This is a genomic window from Trinickia dinghuensis, assembly GCF_003367175.1.
GTDB lineage: Bacteria > Pseudomonadota > Gammaproteobacteria > Burkholderiales > Burkholderiaceae > Trinickia > Trinickia dinghuensis.
Genome location: NZ_QRGA01000013.1, coordinates 89 through 18,157, shown reverse-complemented (window position 1 = coordinate 18,157; position 18,069 = coordinate 89). Strand labels below are relative to the sequence as shown.

The following is an 18,069-nucleotide window of genomic DNA, read 5'->3' as shown; positions in this document are numbered from 1 at the left end:
AATAGTAAGAAGCGAGCTACGATTTTCCGGCCGAAACAGGTGGCGGTACTTTGCAAAAATTGCGCTTGATCAGCGCGCTCCGGCTCGCTTGGATAGACCGAGCAAGCCGCGGCTCGAGCGTACCTACCGCGCGGACCACTTCCAGGCGGGGATGTCGAGGTCGTCGACGTCCACGATCCGCGTCGCGCCGAGTTGCTTCTCGAGCACGATCGACTGGCTGCCGTTCTCGCGCTCGAGTGCGGCAATGAGCCGTGTCGAATGCGAGACGACAATGACCTGCGAACGTGTGGACGCATCGGCAATAAGCCGTGCCAGCGCGGGCAGCAGATCGGGATGAAGGCTCGTTTCGGGCTCGTTCAGCACCAGTAACGAGGGCGGCCGCGGCGTGAGCAGCGCCGCTACGAGCAGCAGGTAGCGCAGCGTGCCATCGGAGAGTTCGCGCGCCTTCAGCGGGCGCAGCAACCCGTGCTGCCGCATCGTGACTTCGAAGTGCCCGTCATGATTCTCGACCTCGATTCGGGAGCCGGGAAACGCGTCTTCGATAGCCGCATCGAGCGCGACCGGATTGCCGATTTCTCGGATCGTTTGCAGTGCGGCCGCGAGGTCCGCACCGTCGTTGGACAGCACCGGTGTATGCGTACCGATCTGGGGGCGGCGAGCCGGCGCGTCGGTGTCGGTGCGAAAGTGATCGTAGAAGCGCCACGAGCGAATCTGTTCGCGTACGGCAATCATCTCTGGCGCCGACTTCGGGTCGGAGAACTCGGTCATCATACTGTCGAAGCTCGCGAGGGGCTGTGCGACCGGCGCCCATTCGCCCTCGGCATCGCGCGTGCGCAGCGCCGCTCCTTGCCGGTCCACGAGCAAGGCGGACGGGCGCAGCATCGGGCCGCTCCAGATGCACTCGCGCTTGATGATGGGATCCCGCTGGAACTGCGAGCTGCCCGGTATCGGCAGGCCGAGGTCGATCGCGTAACCCAATGATTCGCCGGCAAAACCGAGCCGCAGGCTCACGGGCCCTTTACGTACCGTTCCCTCCACGGGTTGTTCTCCCGCGAGCATGCCGCGCGAAAAACGCTCCGGGCCCGCCCATAGCGTGGACTGCAGGCCGCCTTCGCGGGCCAGAGACGGGATGAGCTCGCCACGCGCCGTCTCCGCCAGTAGGCGTAAGGCGCGGTATAGATTCGATTTGCCGCTGCCATTGGGACCCGTCACGATGTTCAGCGTCGCGAGAGGCACGATTAGCTCGAGTAGCGAGCGATACCCGGCAACCGCAAGCGTGGTCAGCATTTAGGCGGGGATCCTGTCGAGTGATGAACGAGTGATCAATGAGCTGCAAGTTTCCGATGGGAACATGGCGCCGCACGTTGAAAAACTTGCGTTAGCCGTCGCCTACGCACTCTTGCGCGGTCCCAATCGCCGTATCACCGCCGCATGCGTAGGGTACTCCGCTGCAAGCCTTTCAACCTCCGCGAGCTCGAAATCGCTGAACTCGAACCCCGGCGCCACCGTGCAGCCGACGAACGCAAACCCTGCCGATTCCGCCTCGCCGCCAAGCGCGGGACACTCGGCCGCGAACCAGCAGCCGGCAGGCACGACGACCTGAAAGTTCGCATCTTCGCGCACCAGAGCGTTACCGAGCCGGTGCGTAGTCCGTTGCCCGCTTGCATCGATGACGTGGACATCGATCGGGTCGCCCGCGTAGAAATGCCAGACTTCATCGGAGCGGATACGGTGCCATGCCGAATAAGCGCCGTCGCACAGCATGTAGTAGATGCACGTCGACGCCGATCGTGAAATCCCCGAGGTTTCGTGGCCCGGGGAAACCGGGCCGAGGATTCGCGCGACGCGCACCGAATCGCGATGCGTCTCGCGGTAGTGGCCGCCTTCGGGATGAGGCACGAGTCCAAAGCGCTCGATTAGGCGTTGCTTGTCTTGATTGCGGGGACCCATCGGGTAACGCTCCCTTCGATCATTGCGGGCGGAACGGACGAAAGCAACGCGGTACGGCCTTCCGGGACACCGCGGCGGACCGGGCAGCGTTGCCCTATCGACGAACGTCTATGGTATGACAGCGGGAGCATTCGGCGCAGGAAAGCCCGCAAAGCGATTGCATGCGTGCCGACAGCCGCCGCTGTCGGGTTCACCTCGCCCGCTCACCGTCCCAGCGCCTCGCCCCGATGCATGACCGGATCCACCCCCGCTGCCGACAGCGCCTCGTGCAGCGTAGAGAAAATACATGTCTCCCCGATGATCGGCGAAATGCAGTGCCGGTCGAGATCCGATCGCAGATACGGGTTCACTCGCCCGAACAGCACTCGGATGCCGCGCGCACGCAGGGCCCCGATCATATTGCTCAGCGCCCGGGCGGCGGAGTAGTCGAGATCGGTGATCGCTCCCGCGTCGATGATGAAGCAATGCAGCCCCCCCGGCGCCTCGTCGATGAGCGCGTTCACCTCCGACGTGAAAAAGTAGTCGTTCGCATAGAACAAATCCGCGCCGAACCGATAGACGATGAGGCCGGGCGCCGTCACCTGTCCTGCCTTGGCGGGTACGGGCATCCATCGCCCGGTGGCATCGACGGGCGCGAGCATCATCGTATGAGGGCGATAGCTGTGCCGCACGTGCCGCATCAACGACAAGGCGACCGCCAGCAAAATGCCATGCTCGACGCCGATGAGCACGACCGCCGCCGCGGTGACGAGCGCGAGCGTGAATTCTCCGGGGCTCTCGCTTCGAATCGCGTTCAGGCTCGCCACGTTGATGAGCCCGAGCGCGATCGTGAAGACGATCCCGGCCAACACGCAGTGCGGCAAATACTGCAGATACGAACTCAGCAACAGCAGCACCACGACCACCACGGCGGCGAACGAAAGCTGCCCGATTTGGCTGCGCGTGCCGGCGCGCTCGGCCATGGCCGTCTGCGTCGGGCTGCCGTTGACGACGAACGTGCCGCTGAACGCGGCAGCAGCGTTCGCCGCGGCGAGGCCGAGGAGGTCGGCGTTGATGTCGACCTCCTCGTCATAGCGCTGAGCAAACACGCGTACCGCCGCGGCGCTTTGCGCGACGATCATCACGAAGCACGAGGCGGCAACCGGCACGAGACTGCGGAACTGCTCCCAGGTCACGGCCGGAAAGCTCAAAGGCGGCAAGCCACCCGCGATCGGTCCGAGCACGGCGATCCCATGGGATGAGAAGTCGAACGCTTTACTTGCCGCGATGCTGCCGATCACAGCAACGAGCGGCACCGGTGCGCGAGGGAAGAATCGTTTCGCGGCTAGGATCGCGCCCACCACGAGCAGCGCGAGCGCAAGCGTCGGCAGATGCGTTCTCGCGAGATGGCCGATGACGTAGAGCAGTTGCAGCAGGCTTTTCGACGACGGAATTGGCACGCTCATGCCGAGCATGTCGCCGAGCATCGCGATCGACACTTGCAGCCCCACACCCGTGAGGAAGCCGACCAGCACCGTGCGAGAGAGGAAGTCGGCCAGGAACCCGAGCTTGAAAATCCGCGCGAGCAGCAGCATGGCAGCGGTCAACAGCGCGACCATCCCCGCTAGCACCACATAGGCCGTGCTGCCGGCCGGCGCCATCGACGACACTCGGCTCGCAAGGATCGTGGCCGTCGCCGAATCGGCCGCCACCACGAGGTGACGCGATGCGCCGAAGAACGCAAACGCGATAAGCGGGAGGAAGGCCGTATAGAGTCCCGTCACCGTCGGCATGCCGGCGATACGCGCGTAGCCGAGTACCTGAGGGATATCGACGGATGCGAGCGAAATGCCGGCGAGCACGTCGCGCGCCGCCGTTGCCCGGTCCATGGGAATGAGGCCTTTGAACAACCGTAGGCCCTTCTTGTGCGTTCCGTTCGTTTCCTGCATGCGGGGCATCGTTCCGTTATAAGGTCATCCGCGCATCGTGCCCCGAGCCGATGTCCGATGGCAAGCCCCGCGAGCGTCAATCTCCCTTTGCAGTTGTTTTCGGCGCGGCCGCCGTGGTGGTGGGGTGTTTCCCGGGGCTTCCGGTGTTTTCGGTGGCCGCCATGTCTGACTGCTCGGCGCCCCATTGCCAGCCGCCGCCGAGATTCTTAACGAGGCCGATGCTGCTTTGCACGAGCAGCGAACGGGTGTCTTCGAGACTTTGCCGGGCCAGCAACAGCGTGAGCTGCTGGGTCAGAACGTTCTGCTCGCTCGTGGTGCCGACCTTGAACTGCGTCTGCTGGCTCGCGAACAGCGCCTGATTGCGTCGATAAATGTCCGCGTAAGCCGCCTCCTGCCGCGACAGATGATTCCACGACGAGAGGCTGTCCTCGACACTCTGGAATGCCGCGAGCACCGTTTGCCGGTAGTTGGCGGCGTCTTCATCGTACGTCGCACGCGCGCCGCGCACGGCCGCCGAGCGGGCGCCGCCGTCGAACAGCGTCGCCGCCAGATCGGGGCCGATAGTCCACACGCGGCTCGGCAGCGAGAACAAATGAGCGAAGGTGTTGTGCTCGAAGCCGCCCTGCACGCTCAGGTCCAGCACCGGGAAAAACGCGGCTTCGGCCGCGCCGATCTTCGCATTGGCCGCCGCCGCGGTGCGTTCGGCCTGCACGACGTCGGGCCGCCGCTCCAGCAGTTGCGATGGCAGCGCGAGCGGGACGGCCGGCGTTTTGAACGCGTAGTCCTCGCGCGGCGTCAGTGTGAAACTTGCGGGCGGCTCGCCGATCAGCACGGCAATGGCGTGCTCGTCCTGTTCGCGCGCGGTCTCGGTGCTCTGCAGTTCGGCGACTGCGAGTTCGAGCGTGTCTTGCGCGACGAGTACGTCGTCGTTCGAGGCGGTGCCCTGAGCATAGCCCGCGCGCGCCATGTCAAGCAGACGCGAGTCGATGGCCTGCTGCTGCTTGAGCGAAGCGATGTCGACATCGGCCTGGCGCAGCGCGAAGTAGTCATCGGCCAGGGTCGCCGCGATCGACAGGCGCTCGCCCGCCAACTGGGCATCCGACGCCTGCGCGCTCGCCTTGCTCGACTCGACCTCGCGGCGAATTTGGCCCCACAGGTCGGGCTCCCAACTGGCCGCGACGTTCGCGCTGACGTTGGTGCGCACACCCGGTGCGACACCCGTCGTCGTGCCGAGGCTGCCGGTTGTCGAACTCGTGCCCGAGCCCGTACGGCTTCTCGTCGCCGACATGCCTGCCGTGACGACCGGAAAGAGGCTTGCCTCGCTGGCGTCGACCGTGGCCTGCGCGACCCGGTAGGCAGCCTCGGCCGCCACGATCGATTGGTTAGCCTTGAGCGAGCGCTCGACGAGCCCCGTGAGTACGGAGTCGTCGTAGACGGTCCACCAGCTGCTCGAAAGCGACGCCTGCGGATTGGCCTGCGCGCGTTGCCAGTCGACGCCTTCCTTGAACGAGGCCGGTACCTGCACCGTCGGCTTGCGGTAGTCCGGCCCGACCGCGCAGCCGGCGAGCGACACCAGTGACAAGCACGACACGAGGCCGAGCGCCGCCGCGCATGGGCGCAATAGGGTACGCGGCCGCGGGTGCCCCGGCCCGAGCAACGCACCGGTGCCATGGCGGGAGGACCGCGCAAAAATAAACGCGAAGTTCATGGTCATGCTGCCTTCTTGCGACGACGCAAGCGTTGATAGGCCCGGTCGAGCCACAGATAGATGACGGGCGTCGTATAGAGCGTGAGCATCTGGCTGAAGATGAGGCCGCCGATGATGGAGATGCCGAGCGGCTTGCGGAATTCCGAGCCGTAGCCCGAGCCGAACACGAGCGGCAGCGCGCCGAGAATGGCCGCGCTCGTCGTCATCATGATCGGCCGGAAACGGATCAGGCAGGCGCGCATGATGGCTTCCTCGGCGGGCAATTTACGCTGGCGCTCCTCGGTGATCGCGAAGTCGATCATCATGATCGCGTTCTTCTTCACGATGCCGATCAGCAGGATCACGCCCACGAGCGCGATGATCGAGAGCTGCGTATGGGTGGCGAGCAGCGCGATCAGCGCGCCCACGCCGGCCGAGGGCAGCGTCGAAAGAATCGTCAGCGGATGCATCAGATTCTCGTAGAGCATGCCGAGCACGATGTACACGGAGAGCAGCGCGGCCACGATCAAGAGCGGCTCGCTCGCGACGGCCTGCTGGAACACTTGCGCCGTGCCGGCGAAGCTGCCTGTGATGCTGGCGGGCATGCGCAACTGCGCGACGGCGTCGTCGACTTCTCGCGTCGCATCGCCGATCGAGGCGCCCGGTGCCAAGTTGAACGAGGCCGTGACCGCCGGGAAGGTGCCCTGGTGATTGATCGAGATCGCGGTGCGATCGATCGTGAAGTGCGCCATCGCGGTGAGCGGCACGAGCGCCTGGCCATTGGAGAGCACCGCCGTGGACGGCGTATCGGTCGTGCGCCCGGGCCCTGCTTTCGCGGCGGCCGAAGCGGCAGCGGCGGTAGCCGCCGCCTCGCTCGCTGAAGTCGCGACGCTCGGCCCCGTGGGGCTGCCGTTGGCGCTCGAGCCACCCTGCCCCGAACTCGGCGTGCCGGCGGGCACGTAGATGCCCTTCAGCGCGGCGGGGTTGGTCCAGTATTCGGGGGCCAACTCCATCACCACGTGATACTGGTTCGCCGACCGATAGATGGTGGACACCTGCCGCTGCCCGAACGCGTCGTAGAGCGCGTTGTCGATCGACGAGAACTTCACGCCCATGCGTGCTGCCGCGTCGCGGTTCACGTCCACCGTCGCCTGCATGCTGTTGTCCTGCTGGTCGGTGTTGACGTCTTCCAGAATCGGGATCTTGCGCATCTGCGCCACCACCTTGGGCACCCACTTGTCGAGATCGGCCTGGTCGTCCGCGGTGAGCGTGTACTGGTATTGCGCCGCGCTTTGCCGGCCGCCCACCGTGATGTCCTGGGACGACTGCAGATAGAGCCGCGCACCCGGTATATTGCCGAGCGTGCGGCGGATCTGCGCAATGACTTGGTCGGCCGTTACGTGGCGCACGCCGAGCGGCTTGAGCGTCACGAACATGATGGCCGTATTGATCGCATTGGTGCCGCCGATGAAGCCGCCCACGGTTTGAACGTTGGGATTGGCCAGCACCTGCTTCGAGATCGCCTGAAACTTTTGCTGCATCAGCCGGTAGGAGATGCTTTGCGAGGCCTGGATCGAGCCGATCAGGCGCCCCGTGTCCTCCTGCGGGAAGAAGCCTTTGGGCACGATCACGTAGAGCATCACGTTCAGCACGAGCACGAGGATCGTGACCATGCCCATCAGCAGCGGATGGCGGATGACCCAGCCTAGCGTGCGCGCATAGAAGCGGTGAAAGCGCGAGTCGGGGTATTCCTCTTCGTTGTGCCCTTCGTGCGCCCCGCGCAGCGCCACGCTGGAAAGCATGGGCGTAACCGTGAGCGAGATCAGCATCGAGATGATGATGGCGGCCGAGAGCGAAACGGAAAACTCGCGAAACAGCCGCCCGACGATGCCGCCCATCAGCAGGAGCGGAATGAACACGGCCACGAGCGATACGCTGATCGTGAACACCGTGAAGCCGACTTCGCGCGCGCCGTTGAGCGCGGCGATCACGGGCCGCTCGCCGCGCTCCAGATGGCGCGTGATGTTTTCGACCACGACGATCGCATCGTCCACCACGAATCCCGTGGAGATCGTGAGCGCCATCAGCGAGAGGTTGTTCAGGCTGTAGCCGAGGAAATACATGACCCCGAACGTGCCGAGCAGCGAGAGCGGCACGACGATCGCGGGCACGAGCGTCGTGCGCCAACTGCGGAAGAACGCGAACGTCACCGCGGTCACGAGCAGGATCGAGATCAGCAGTGTGATTTCCACTTCGATCAGCGACGCACGGATCGTCGTCGTGCGGTCCATCAGGATGTTCAGCTTGATGGTCGGCAGGATCGAGGCCGAGAGGAACGGCAGCTCGGCCTTCACATTGTTGACGGTGTCGATGACGTTCGCGCCGGGCTGCTTGAAGACGATCAGCAGGACGGCGGGCTTGCCGTCGGACAGGCCGAAGTTCTCGAGATTCTCCACGTCCTGGCGCACGTAGCCGAGATCCGAGATGTGCACGACGTCGCCGCCCACGCGCTTGACGACGATGGGCGCATAGTCCGCGGGGTTGTACAGCATGTCGTTCGCGCCGATCGTGTACGACACGCCGGACAGCGCCGCCGAGCCCTTGGGCAGGTCGATGTTGGCATTTGCGATGGCCGTGCGGATCTGTTCGAGGCTCACGCCATAGTGGCTGACGCGGTCGGGGTTCAGCTCGATGCGCACGGCAGGCAGCGCGCCGCCGCCCACGGTCACGTCTCCGACCCCCGGCGTTTGCAGCAGCTTTTGCTGAAGCACGGTGGAGGCCGCGTCATAGAGTTGCCCGCGCGTGGCCGTATCGGACGTCAGGCTGACGATGAGAATGGGCGCATCGGCCGGATTGGCCTTGCGGTAAGTGGGGTTGCCGTCGAGATTCGCGGGCAGATTGGAGCGCGCCGCGTTGATGGCGGCCTGGACGTCGCGCGCCGCGCCGTCGATGCTGCGGTTCAGGTCGAACTGCATCGTGATGCGCGTGCCGCCGAGCGAGCTGACCGAGGTCATCTGCGTAATGCCCGAGATTTGCCCGAACTGGCGCTCAAGCGGCGTGGCCACCGACGTCGCCACCGTATTCGGGTCGGCGCCCGGCAGGTGGGCGAACACGTAGATCGTCGGAAAATCGATCTCGGGCAGCGGCGCGACCGGCAGCAGCTTGAACGCGAGCATGCCGAAGAGCGCGATGCCCACCGCGATCAGCGTGGTCGCGATGGGACGCCGGATGAACGGTTCGGAGAGATTCATCGCCGTTTACTGCCCCGCTGCATCGATCGCGCCCTGCGCGGGCTTGTTGAAGTAATCCTCGACGCGGTGCAGTGCCAGGTACATCACCGGTGTGGAAAAGAGCGTGAGCAACTGGCTCACGATCAGGCCGCCGATGATGGCGATGCCGAGCGGATGGCGCAGCTCCGAGCCCATGCCGGTGCCGAAAGCTAGGGGCACGGCGCCGAACAGCGACGCCATCGTGGTCATCAGGATCGGCCGGAAGCGCAGCTCGGCGGCTTGGCGGATCGCGTCTAGTGGCGAAAGCCGCTCATTGCGCTCGAGTTCGAGCGCGAAGTCGATCATCATGATAGCGTTCTTCATCACGATGCCGATCAAGAGCACGATGCCGATCAGGCCGATGATGTCGAACTGCGTGCCCGTGATGACGAGCGCCGCGAGCGCGCCGAGCGCGGCCGACGGCAGCGTCGACAGGATCGTCACCGGGTGGATGAAGCTCTCGTAAAGGATGCCGAGCATCAGGTAGACCACGACGATCGCCGCGCCCACGAGGAAGGCTTCGTTGGCGAGCGATGCCTGGAACGTGGCCGCCGAGCCTTCGAGCGACGCTTGCACGGTGGGCGGCAGCTCGATCCGCGCTTCGGCATCCTTCAAATGCGAGAGCGCGGTGCCGAGCGTGTAGCTCGGCGCCAGGTTGAACGAAACGTCGGCATAGGGAAACTGGCCCTGACGATTGATCGTGATGGGTACCGGAATCACCTTCATGCGGGCCATCGAGGCTAGCGGTGCAACGCCGCCCGAGGACGTGTCCACATAGAGGTTGTCGAGCAGATGCGACATGCCGCTCGACGCGCGGTCGGCGGTCAGCACGACGTGGTACTGGTTCAGCTGCGTGTAGATGGTCGAGACCTGGCGCTGGCCGAAAGCGTCGTAAAGCACGTCGTCGATCGCCTGGGGCGTGATGCCCAGCCGCGAGGCGGTGTCGCGGTCGAAGGTCAACTGGATCTGGTTGCCCTCTTGCAGCGACTGGCTTTGCACGTCGGCGAACGCGGGGTCCGCGCGCAGCGCGGTGATCAGCTTGCGGGTCCACTTGCTCAGGAGCACGGGATCGGTCGCCTGCAAGCCCACGCGGTAGCTCGTGGTCGAGATCGTGTCGTCGAGCGTGAGGTCCTGCACCGGATGCAGGAACAGGTGCATGCCGGCTTCGCTCGCGGTGGAATCCGCCAGACGCCGGATCACGGCGGCGCTGCTGTCGCGATCGCCTTTGTCTTTCAGGTTGATGAGGATGGTGCCCTGGTTGAGCGTCGGGCTCGTCTGGTTGATGCCGACGAATGAGGAGAGACTGGCTACGGCCGGATCCTTGAGGATCTGCGCGACGAGCCGCTCCTGCTTTTGCACCATGTAAGGAAACGAAATCCCGGGCGCCGCCTGCGAAATCCCTTCGATGAGGCCGGTGTCCTGCTCCGGGAAGAAGCCCTTGGGCATGAACAACAAGATCGCGAAGGTCAGCGCGGCCGTCAAGGCCACCGAGAGCAACGTGAGCACGCGATGCTCGAGCACCCAGCCGAGCCCCTTCACGTAGTGCGCATTGATCTTGTCGAAGAAGTCGGCACGGTGCTCCTTGTCATGCTCGGGGTCATGCGGCTTGAACATGCGCGAGCACATCATCGGCGTGAGCGTGAGCGACACGAACGCCGAAATCACGATGGCGATGGCGAGCGTGAGCGCAAATTCGCGAAAGAGCCGTCCGACCACGTCGCCCATGAAGAGCAGCGGAATCATCACGGCAATGAGCGACACGGACAGCGAAACGATCGTGAAGCCGATCTGCTTGGCGCCCATCAAGGCCGCTTCGATCGGCTTCTCGCCCATCTCCAGGTGCCGCGTGATGTTCTCGATCATCACGATGGCGTCGTCCACCACGAAGCCGGTCGCCACCGTGAGCGACATGAGCGTCAGGTTGTTGAGCGAGAAGCCGAGGCCGTAGGCCACCGCCAGCGTGCCGACCAGCGAGAGCGGCACCGTCACGGCCGGAATGATCGTGGCCGAAAGCTTGCGCAGGAATAGGAAGATCACCATCACCACGAGCGCGACGGCCATCCCCAGTTCGTACTCCACGTCCTTGACGGAGGCGCGGATCGTCTGCGTGCGGTCGGTCAGCACGTCCACCTTGAGCGTGCCCGGTAAGCTTGCGCGCAATTGCGGCAGCACCTTCTGCACGCGGTCCACCACGTCGATCACATTGGCGCCCGGCTGGCGCTGGATGTTCAGGACGATCGACGGCTTGTCGTTGGTCCAGGCGGCCTGGCGCACGTCCTCGGCGCCGTTCACGGGATGCGCGACCTGCGAGAGACGGATCGGCGCGCCGTTCTTGTAGGCGATGACTAGGTCTTTGTAGTCATCGGCGCTCTGCAACTGATCGTTGGCACCGATCGAATACGATTGGATGCGGCCGTCGAGATTGCCCTTCGCCTGGTTCACGTTCGCTTCGCCCAAGGCGGTGCGCACATCGTCGAGCGACATGCCGAGCGAGTTCAGCGCGCCCGTATTCGTCTCCACCCGCACGGCCGGGCGCTGCCCGCCGCTGATCGTGACGAGCCCCACGCCCGAGATCTGCGAGATCTTCTGCGCGAGACGCGTGTCCGCGAGGTCCTCGATCTTCGTGAGCGGCAGGGTGTCGGAGGTGAGCGAGAGCGTGAGCACCGGCGCGTCGGCCGGATTGACCTTGCTGTAGACGGGCGGATACGGAAGGCCCTGCGGCAAGTAGCTCGCCGACGCGTTGATCGCAGCCTGGACCTCCTGTTCGGCGACGTCGAGCGAGAGCGACAGATCGAACTCGAGCGTGATGACCGAGACGCCGTTGGAACTCGTCGAGTTCATCGTCTTCAGGCCCGCCATCTCGCCGAGCTGCACTTCGAGCGGTGCGGTGATCGACGAACTCACCACGTCGGGCGACGCCCCCGGGTATTGCGTGTAGACCTGGATCGTCGGGTAGTCGACTTCGGGCAGCGCGGAGACGGGCAGCAGGTGATAGCCGAGCAAGCCGGCGAGCAGGACCGCCACCATCAGCAGCGAGGTGGCGATCGGCCGTTCGATGAACGGGCGCGAGATGTTCATGAGCGCGGCCTGTTCTCGTTAGTGCGAGGCAGACGAACCGGACGAGACGCTCGAAGCGCTCGAACCTGCCGACGTGGCCGAGACCACACGCACGAGCGTCCCGTTGTCGAGCTTGTCGGCGCCGTCGGTCACCACGCGTTCGCCGGCCTTGACGCCGCCGTCGAGGATGGCCGTGTCGTCGCCGGTCACGGGGCCCGCTTTCACGTTGCGCAGCACGGCCTTGTTGCCCGCGCCCACCACGAAGATGAAGTCGCCGTTGGTGCCGTGCTGAATCGCGGCGGTCGGGATCACCGGCACCTGGTTCAGCGTGTCGGCCTGCATCCGTGCGTTCACGAACTGGTTCGGAAAGAGCGCGTCGCCCGCGTGATCGAACTGCGCGCGCACCTTGACCGTACCCGTGGTGGTGTCCGCCTGGTTGTCGAGCGCGAGCAGCATCCCGGTGGCGAGCAGCTTGACCTTGTCGCGGTCGTAGGCCAGTACCTTGACCGGCCCGCGCGCCATCGCCTCGTGAATCTGGCCGAGGTAGTCCTCCGGCACCGCGAAGATCACCGTGGCCGGGTCCAACTGCGTGATGACGGCCATGCCGGTCGTGCTCGCCGTCGTGACGTAGTTGCCGGGGTCCACGAGCCGCAGGCCGATCACGCCGTCCACGGGCGAAGTGATTGTGCAGTAGCTCACCTGCACTTGGAGGTTTTTGACGTTGCCGGTGTCGGCCGTGACCGTGCCTTCGTCCTGCTTGACGGTGGCGGCCTGCGTATCGAGTGTCTGCTGCGTCACCGAGCCGATCTTGATGAGGCTCTGATAGCGCTGCAGGTTCAGGCGGTCGTTGGCGAGCGTGGCCTGATCGTGCTCGAGCGTGCCTTGCGCCTGCTGCAGTTGCGCTTCCAGTTGCCGCGAATCGATGTGCGCGATCACCTGCCCCTTCTTGACGTGCTGGCCTTCGCGGAAGTCCACCGAATCGAGAATGCCGTTGACTTGGGTGACGAGCGTTACCGTTCGGATCGCAGTGACGGTGCCCAACGCGTCGATGTAGACCGGCACGTCGGCCCGCTTGACGGGGACCGCGGTAACCGGTGTGCCGCGCGTCGCGGCGGCGGGCTTGTCCGCGGCGTGAACGGGATGGAGGATCCACGCGGCGGCGGGGATGACCAGCACGGCGGCGACAAGCGCGGACCAGCCGAGGTGTCTACGTTTCATGGCATCGAAGGGGAGAAAATTTGCGGGGGAATGTCTGCAAGACCCGTGCCAATGAAGCAGACCCGGTACGGCGCGCTCGAGCGGCCGGCAAGGCTGCGTGGTCGTCGCTTGATCGTCGTGAATCCCGACGGCGACTGTCGTGATTCACGACACTTCGGGCATGACGCCGGGCATGAATGGAGCCGAATCGGTGCTAAAGCCCTTCGTGCTCATCGAGCCCCTTCCGGTGCGAGCGGCGGCTCATCGCCTGGCACGGGTTTAGCGTACGATAATGCCCGTCGATTTTTAACCACAGACCCTTCGATGCTCAGATCCCTGCGTGGGCGCTTGATCGTATTGCTCGTCCTGCTCGTCTGCGCGGCTCTGGCGTCGGGGATATTGATGGTGGGCCTCTTCCATCAATCCGCAGCCGCGCAACTCGGCCAGGCAGCCGCGGAAAACAGCCGCGCTTGCGAGGCAATCGCCACCGCATACCGCCAAGTTGGCGCGTCTCCCGCGGCACGCGTCGGCACCTCGGACGAAACCGCGCTGAACGCACGCCTCACGACACTGCTGGAGCGCTCGCTGCGCGGGCGGCCCGCCGTGCAAGGCGGGATCTGGCGCAATGCGACCGGCTCGCTCGCCTACGCCTATCCGACCTATGTCGGCGCGGTGCAGCGTACCGCGCCGCCCGACGGCGAACTGCCCAGAATCCGAGCGGTCAACGCGCAAGCGGTGGGCGGGGACCACACCGTCAGCCGGCACTACGGCAGCCAGTCGCAAACGCTCCTACTCGCCGCTTGTCCCCTGCCCGGCCCGGTTCCGAACCTGACCGCGTGGACGATGACCATGACGCGCACCTTCCCGAGCCACAGCTACTACCAGCTCATGGCGGGGCTCGGCGTGCTGCTCGTGACGGTCCTGGCGGCCGCGCTGCTGCTCACGCATCTGACGATGACCTGGTCGCGCCATGTCACGCGGATCGAAGCCGCGCTGAACGCCTACGATCTCGCGGAACTGCCCGTGCTGCCCGCGACCCGCGAGCGTGAGCTCGATCGCATCGTGCTCGCGCTCAACGAGGCCGGCGGGCGCTTGTCGGTCGCGCGGCAGCGCGCCGAAACGCTGGCGCGGCAGATGGCGACCGCCGAGCGGCTGGCCGCGATCGGCCGCGTCGCCGCGGGCGTCGCGCACGAAATCCGCAATCCGATCGCGGCGATGCGCTTGAAGGCGGAAAGCGCGGTCGCGGCCGGGCCGGAGCGGCAGCCGCAGGCGTTGGCAGTGATCCTCGGACAGATCGAGCGCCTCGATGCCTTGGTGCGGCGTCTGCTGAGCATCACGGAGCACGACGAGCCGCGGCGCGAGCCGGTGCAAGTCGAGCCGTTTCTCGACGCCTGCATCGCCGAGCATACGGATCTTGCCGCGGCCAAGGGCCTGACGTTCCGGCGCGACGGAGATCTGCGCGAGGCGCGCTTCGATCCGAACCAGCTGCAGCGCGCGCTCGACAACCTGGTGCTCAATGCGATCGAGGCCGCACCCGCGGGCACGCGCATCGACGTCACCGCGCGGCAAACGGCCGACGCCGCGGTATTCTCGGTACTGGACCGAGGCGCGGGCCCGCCCGCGCATATCCTCGATCATTTGTTCGAGCCGTTCGTGACCGGCCGCCCGGACGGCACGGGACTGGGGCTGTCGATCGTCCGCGAGGTGGCCGAAGCACACGGCGGCACCGCACGTCTCATGCGCACAGCCGACGGCACATTGTTTGAAATCGTTCTGCCATGGCCAATTTCCTGATCGTCGACGACGACGAGACCATGCGCGAGGCGCTCGCCGAAGTCGTGCGCGACCTCGGCCACCGCGCCTGTCTCGCGCACAACGGCGCGCTCGCACTCGAACTGCTCGATGCCGAACCGGTCGACGCGGTGCTGCTGGATCTGCGCATGCCGGGCCTCGATGGCATCGAGGTGCTGCGCCGCATGCACGAGCGGCCGGCCATGCCCGTCGTGACCGTGCTGACCGCGCACGCCACCGCGTCCAACACCATCGAGGCGATGCGGCTCGGCGCGTTCGATCATCTGACCAAGCCGATCGGCCGCCATGAACTCGCCCAGGTGCTGCAGCGGATGCTCGACAGCATCGTCGACACGCAGCCGCCGGCCGCCGGCGCCGAGCCCGACACGCTGATCGGCTCGAGCGATGCGATGCGCACGGTGCAGAAGACGATCGGCGTGCTCGCCGACAGCGACACGACCGTGCTGATCACAGGCGAGACCGGCACCGGCAAGGAGGTGGTCGCGCGCGCGATTCACGAGCACGGGCAGCGTCATCGCGGTCCGTTCGTAGCGGTCAATTGCGCGGCGATTCCGGCCGAGCTGCTCGAGAGCGAATTGTTCGGACACGTGCGCGGTGCGTTTACGGGGGCGAGTGCCGATCGCGACGGCGCGTTCAGGCAGGCCGAGCACGGCACGCTGTTTCTCGACGAGATCGGCGACATGGGCATCGCGATGCAGGCCAAGATCCTGCGCGCGCTGCAGGAGCGGGTCGTGACACCGGTGGGCGGCAAGCCGATTCCGATTCAAGTGCGCGTGATCGCCGCGACGCATCGCGACTTGCTGCGCGCGGTGCGCGAGGGCTCATTCCGCGAGGATCTCTACTATCGGCTGCACGTCGTGCCGATTCATCTGCCGCCGCTGTCGGCTCGCATCGCCGACATCGTCCCGCTCGCCGAGTATTTCCTGACGCGCGTGGGTGTGCGCAAACGCCTGTCCGCCGATGCCGCCGCGCGCCTGATCCGCCACGGCTGGCCCGGTAACGTGCGCGAACTGAAGAATGCGATGGAGCGGGCCGCGGTGATGGTGCGCGGCGAGTACATTCACGCGACGGACCTCGCGTTTCTGGAAGAGGACCGCGAACCGAGCGAGCCGTTCGGCGAGCCCGTGATCGACTGGCCCGACGAGGATCTGCCGTCCGCGCTCGCGCGCCTGGAGGAGATGCTGATCCGCCGCGCGCTCAAATACAGCGGAAACAATCGGACCGATGCCGCCCGACGGCTCAACATCAACCGGCAGTTGCTCTATGTGAAGCTCAAGCGTTACGGCATCGAACCGCCGAGCGATGAGGCCGAGCCCGATGCGGACGATTCGGGCGGGCCGCCGGCACGACGGACCGGGCCGGCCTCGTAGGGTCAATCGGGCGAGTACAGCGTCGACTCGTCGAACGCGTCAGCGGCAAGCACGCGCCCGACGAGAATCAACGCCGTGCGCGCGATATCGGTCTGCGCGACCTTATCGACGATGTCCGCCAACGTGCCGGTCACGCGCTCTTCGTCGGGCCAGCTTGCCCGGTACACGACCGCAATCGGGCAGTCGTTGCCGTAATGCGGCCGTAGTTCGTCGACGATACGCGCCAGATGCCGCACGCCCAGATGGATCGCCATCGTTGCACCGTGGCGCGCGAGATCGGCGAACTGCTCGCCAGCGGGCATGGCCGTTTTCGTCGCATAGCGCGTCAGGATCACGGTTTGCGAAATGCCGGGCAGCGTCAGCTCGCAGCCCAGCGTTGCCGCGCAGGCAGCCGTCGCGGTGACGCCCGGCACGATTTCATAAGGGATGTCCAGCGCTCTGATACGGCGTATCTGCTCGCCGATCGCGCCATACAGCGAGGGATCGCCGGAGTGCACGCGCGCGACGTCTTGTCCTTTTGCGTGAGCATCGGCGAGCAATCTCACGATCGCATCGAGATCGAGTTCGGCGGTATTCACGACGAGTTCGGCCGCGTGCCCGGTCAGCACTGCGTCCGGCACGAGCGAACCGGCATAGAGAATCACAGGGCAGCGTTGGATCAAACGCTGCCCTTTGACCGTCACGAGTTCGGGGTCGCCTGGGCCGGCGCCAATAAAATAAACAGTCAAATTCTCACTCCGTCATGGGGCGGGCCGGATCGTGCGGGCGCCGCTTTGGGCGCGCAACGTTTCCAGCGCGTTCAGCAACGCATCCGTCGTTTCGAAGATCCGGTCGATGTCAGGCACTTCGGGCAAGGACGGACGCGCCAGCATGATGACGGGCAAGCCACGCTCGCGCGCGACTTCCAGCTTGGCTTCCGTCGCGGCGCCCCCGCTGTTCTTGCTGATTACTACGTCGAACTCGCATTGCTCGAACAGGGCTCGCTCGCCGTCCAGCGTGAACGGACCTCGCGCACCGATGATGCGTGAGCGCTCGTTACCGGGATGAACATCCAGACAACGGACGGTCCAGTATTGATGCGCAGGGATTTCGTCGAGACGAGACAGCGGCCCCCGGCCGAGTGTGAACAACGGGCGATTGAAACCCGCCAGCTCGGCAACGAGTGCGTCCCACCCGCCGACGAAGCGCCAGTCGTCTCCCGGCTGCGGTTGCCACGGCGGGCGGCGCAGCGCCCAACAATGTACGCCGGCGACGCGGCTGGCCGTCGCGGCGTTTGCGCTGATTCGTGCCGCATAGGGGTGCGTCGCGTCGACGATCAAACCGATCCGCTCGGTCTCGACATATCGGGCTAGCCCTTCGCTGCCGCCGAACCCGCCGACACGAACATCGCATGCGAGATCGTCGGGCGTCTTGCCGAGTCCCGCGAGGCTATAGACGTCGTCCGCTCGCAGACGGCGCGCGATCTTCAACGCGTCGCCCGTTCCTCCCAACAATAAGACTCGAGTCACCGCGCTACCCCGACGAATCGCCCTTCCCGGTCGATCGCAAAGACTTCGACCGCTACTTCGGATGGAACGATGTCCTTGGCGACGTCACGCGCATGGCGACATACGACATCGCCCAATGGCACGCCCTGGTTCGAGGCCAGCGCAAGCGCTTGCTGGCTCGTGTTCGCCGCTCGAATCTCGGCTTGCAGCGCATCGCTGCCGCCGGCATCGGCCGCCCACTGCGCGAGCAGCGGCAAGTCGATACTGGAATTTCGGCTGTGTAGATCGAGGTGCCCGCCCGCAAGCTTGCTG

Annotated in this window: 11 protein-coding genes and 1 pseudogene; 2 read left to right on the top strand and 10 right to left on the bottom strand. The window is 65.5% G+C overall.

The window, feature by feature from the left end:
- Positions 1-123: 123 nt before the first annotated feature.
- The 7 genes from DWV00_RS21810 to DWV00_RS21780 all read right to left on the bottom strand — a co-directional run bounded on the left by DWV00_RS21810 (position 124) and on the right by DWV00_RS21780 (position 13,109).
- Entirely contained in the window at positions 124-1,287 is a 1,164-nt protein-coding gene (locus tag DWV00_RS21810) for an AAA family ATPase (RefSeq protein ID WP_115535706.1), read from the bottom strand.
- A gap of 102 nt (positions 1,288-1,389) precedes the next feature.
- Entirely contained in the window at positions 1,390-1,950 is a 561-nt protein-coding gene (locus DWV00_RS21805; RefSeq protein WP_115535705.1) for a cupin domain-containing protein, read from the bottom strand.
- A gap of 203 nt (positions 1,951-2,153) precedes the next feature.
- Positions 2,154-3,878 carry a SulP family inorganic anion transporter gene (locus DWV00_RS21800; RefSeq protein ID WP_115535704.1) on the bottom strand — a complete coding sequence of 575 codons (1,725 nt, stop codon included), beginning with the start codon at positions 3,876-3,878 and terminating at the stop codon, positions 2,154-2,156.
- 76 nt (positions 3,879-3,954) lie between these two features.
- A complete protein-coding gene (locus tag DWV00_RS21795; RefSeq protein ID WP_245964980.1) occupies positions 3,955-5,592 on the bottom strand; it encodes an efflux transporter outer membrane subunit in 1,638 nt (545 codons plus the stop codon).
- Positions 5,589-8,816, bottom strand: a complete 3,228-nt coding sequence (locus DWV00_RS21790) for an efflux RND transporter permease subunit (RefSeq protein ID WP_115535702.1) — start codon at positions 8,814-8,816, stop codon at positions 5,589-5,591. Before DWV00_RS21790 ends, DWV00_RS21795 begins: the two co-directional genes overlap by 4 nt.
- A 6-nt stretch (positions 8,817-8,822) precedes the next feature.
- Positions 8,823-11,912: an efflux RND transporter permease subunit gene (locus tag DWV00_RS21785; RefSeq protein WP_115535701.1), complete on the bottom strand. Its 3,090-nt coding sequence runs from the start codon at positions 11,910-11,912 to the stop codon at positions 8,823-8,825.
- A gap of 18 nt (positions 11,913-11,930) precedes the next feature.
- Complete coding sequence (locus DWV00_RS21780; protein ID WP_115535700.1) at positions 11,931-13,109, bottom strand: efflux RND transporter periplasmic adaptor subunit; 1,179 nt, start codon at positions 13,107-13,109, stop codon at positions 11,931-11,933.
- Positions 13,110-13,412: 303 nt separating this feature from the next.
- Between DWV00_RS21780 and DWV00_RS21775 the strand changes: the two genes are divergently transcribed.
- Positions 13,413-14,882 carry a sensor histidine kinase gene (locus DWV00_RS21775; protein ID WP_115535699.1) on the top strand — a complete coding sequence of 490 codons (1,470 nt, stop codon included), beginning with the start codon at positions 13,413-13,415 and terminating at the stop codon, positions 14,880-14,882.
- Entirely contained in the window at positions 14,867-16,270 is a 1,404-nt protein-coding gene (locus DWV00_RS21770; protein ID WP_115535698.1) for a sigma-54-dependent transcriptional regulator, read from the top strand. The genes DWV00_RS21775 and DWV00_RS21770 overlap by 16 nt, the downstream gene beginning before the upstream one ends.
- A 2-nt stretch (positions 16,271-16,272) precedes the next feature.
- Here the strand turns inward: DWV00_RS21770 and cobM are convergent, their stop codons facing one another.
- The 3 genes and pseudogenes from cobM to DWV00_RS21755 all read right to left on the bottom strand — a co-directional run.
- A complete protein-coding gene (gene cobM / locus DWV00_RS21765) occupies positions 16,273-16,998 on the bottom strand; it encodes a precorrin-4 C(11)-methyltransferase (RefSeq protein ID WP_115535697.1) in 726 nt (241 codons plus the stop codon).
- Between the two features lie 12 nt (positions 16,999-17,010).
- Positions 17,011-17,778 (bottom strand): cobalt-precorrin-6A reductase, encoded by a 768-nt coding sequence (locus DWV00_RS21760; RefSeq protein WP_115535696.1) that lies wholly within the window; start codon positions 17,776-17,778, stop codon positions 17,011-17,013.
- A pseudogene (locus DWV00_RS21755) lies at positions 17,775-18,069 on the bottom strand (cobalt-precorrin-5B (C(1))-methyltransferase); the annotation flags it as partial. The gene DWV00_RS21760 and the pseudogene DWV00_RS21755, both read right to left, overlap by 4 nt.

Coding starts and splice junctions, on each gene's coding strand:
- DWV00_RS21810 (WP_115535706.1), bottom strand. CDS start 1,287: ATGCTGACCACGCTTGCGGTTGCCGGGTATCGCTCGCTACTCGAGCTA.
- DWV00_RS21805 (WP_115535705.1), bottom strand. CDS start 1,950: ATGGGTCCCCGCAATCAAGACAAGCAACGCCTAATCGAGCGCTTTGGA.
- DWV00_RS21800 (WP_115535704.1), bottom strand. CDS start 3,878: ATGCAGGAAACGAACGGAACGCACAAGAAGGGCCTACGGTTGTTCAAA.
- DWV00_RS21795 (WP_245964980.1), bottom strand. CDS start 5,592: ATGACCATGAACTTCGCGTTTATTTTTGCGCGGTCCTCCCGCCATGGC.
- DWV00_RS21790 (WP_115535702.1), bottom strand. CDS start 8,816: ATGAATCTCTCCGAACCGTTCATCCGGCGTCCCATCGCGACCACGCTG.
- DWV00_RS21785 (WP_115535701.1), bottom strand. CDS start 11,912: ATGAACATCTCGCGCCCGTTCATCGAACGGCCGATCGCCACCTCGCTG.
- DWV00_RS21780 (WP_115535700.1), bottom strand. CDS start 13,109: ATGAAACGTAGACACCTCGGCTGGTCCGCGCTTGTCGCCGCCGTGCTG.
- DWV00_RS21775 (WP_115535699.1), top strand. CDS start 13,413: ATGCTCAGATCCCTGCGTGGGCGCTTGATCGTATTGCTCGTCCTGCTC.
- DWV00_RS21770 (WP_115535698.1), top strand. CDS start 14,867: ATGGCCAATTTCCTGATCGTCGACGACGACGAGACCATGCGCGAGGCG.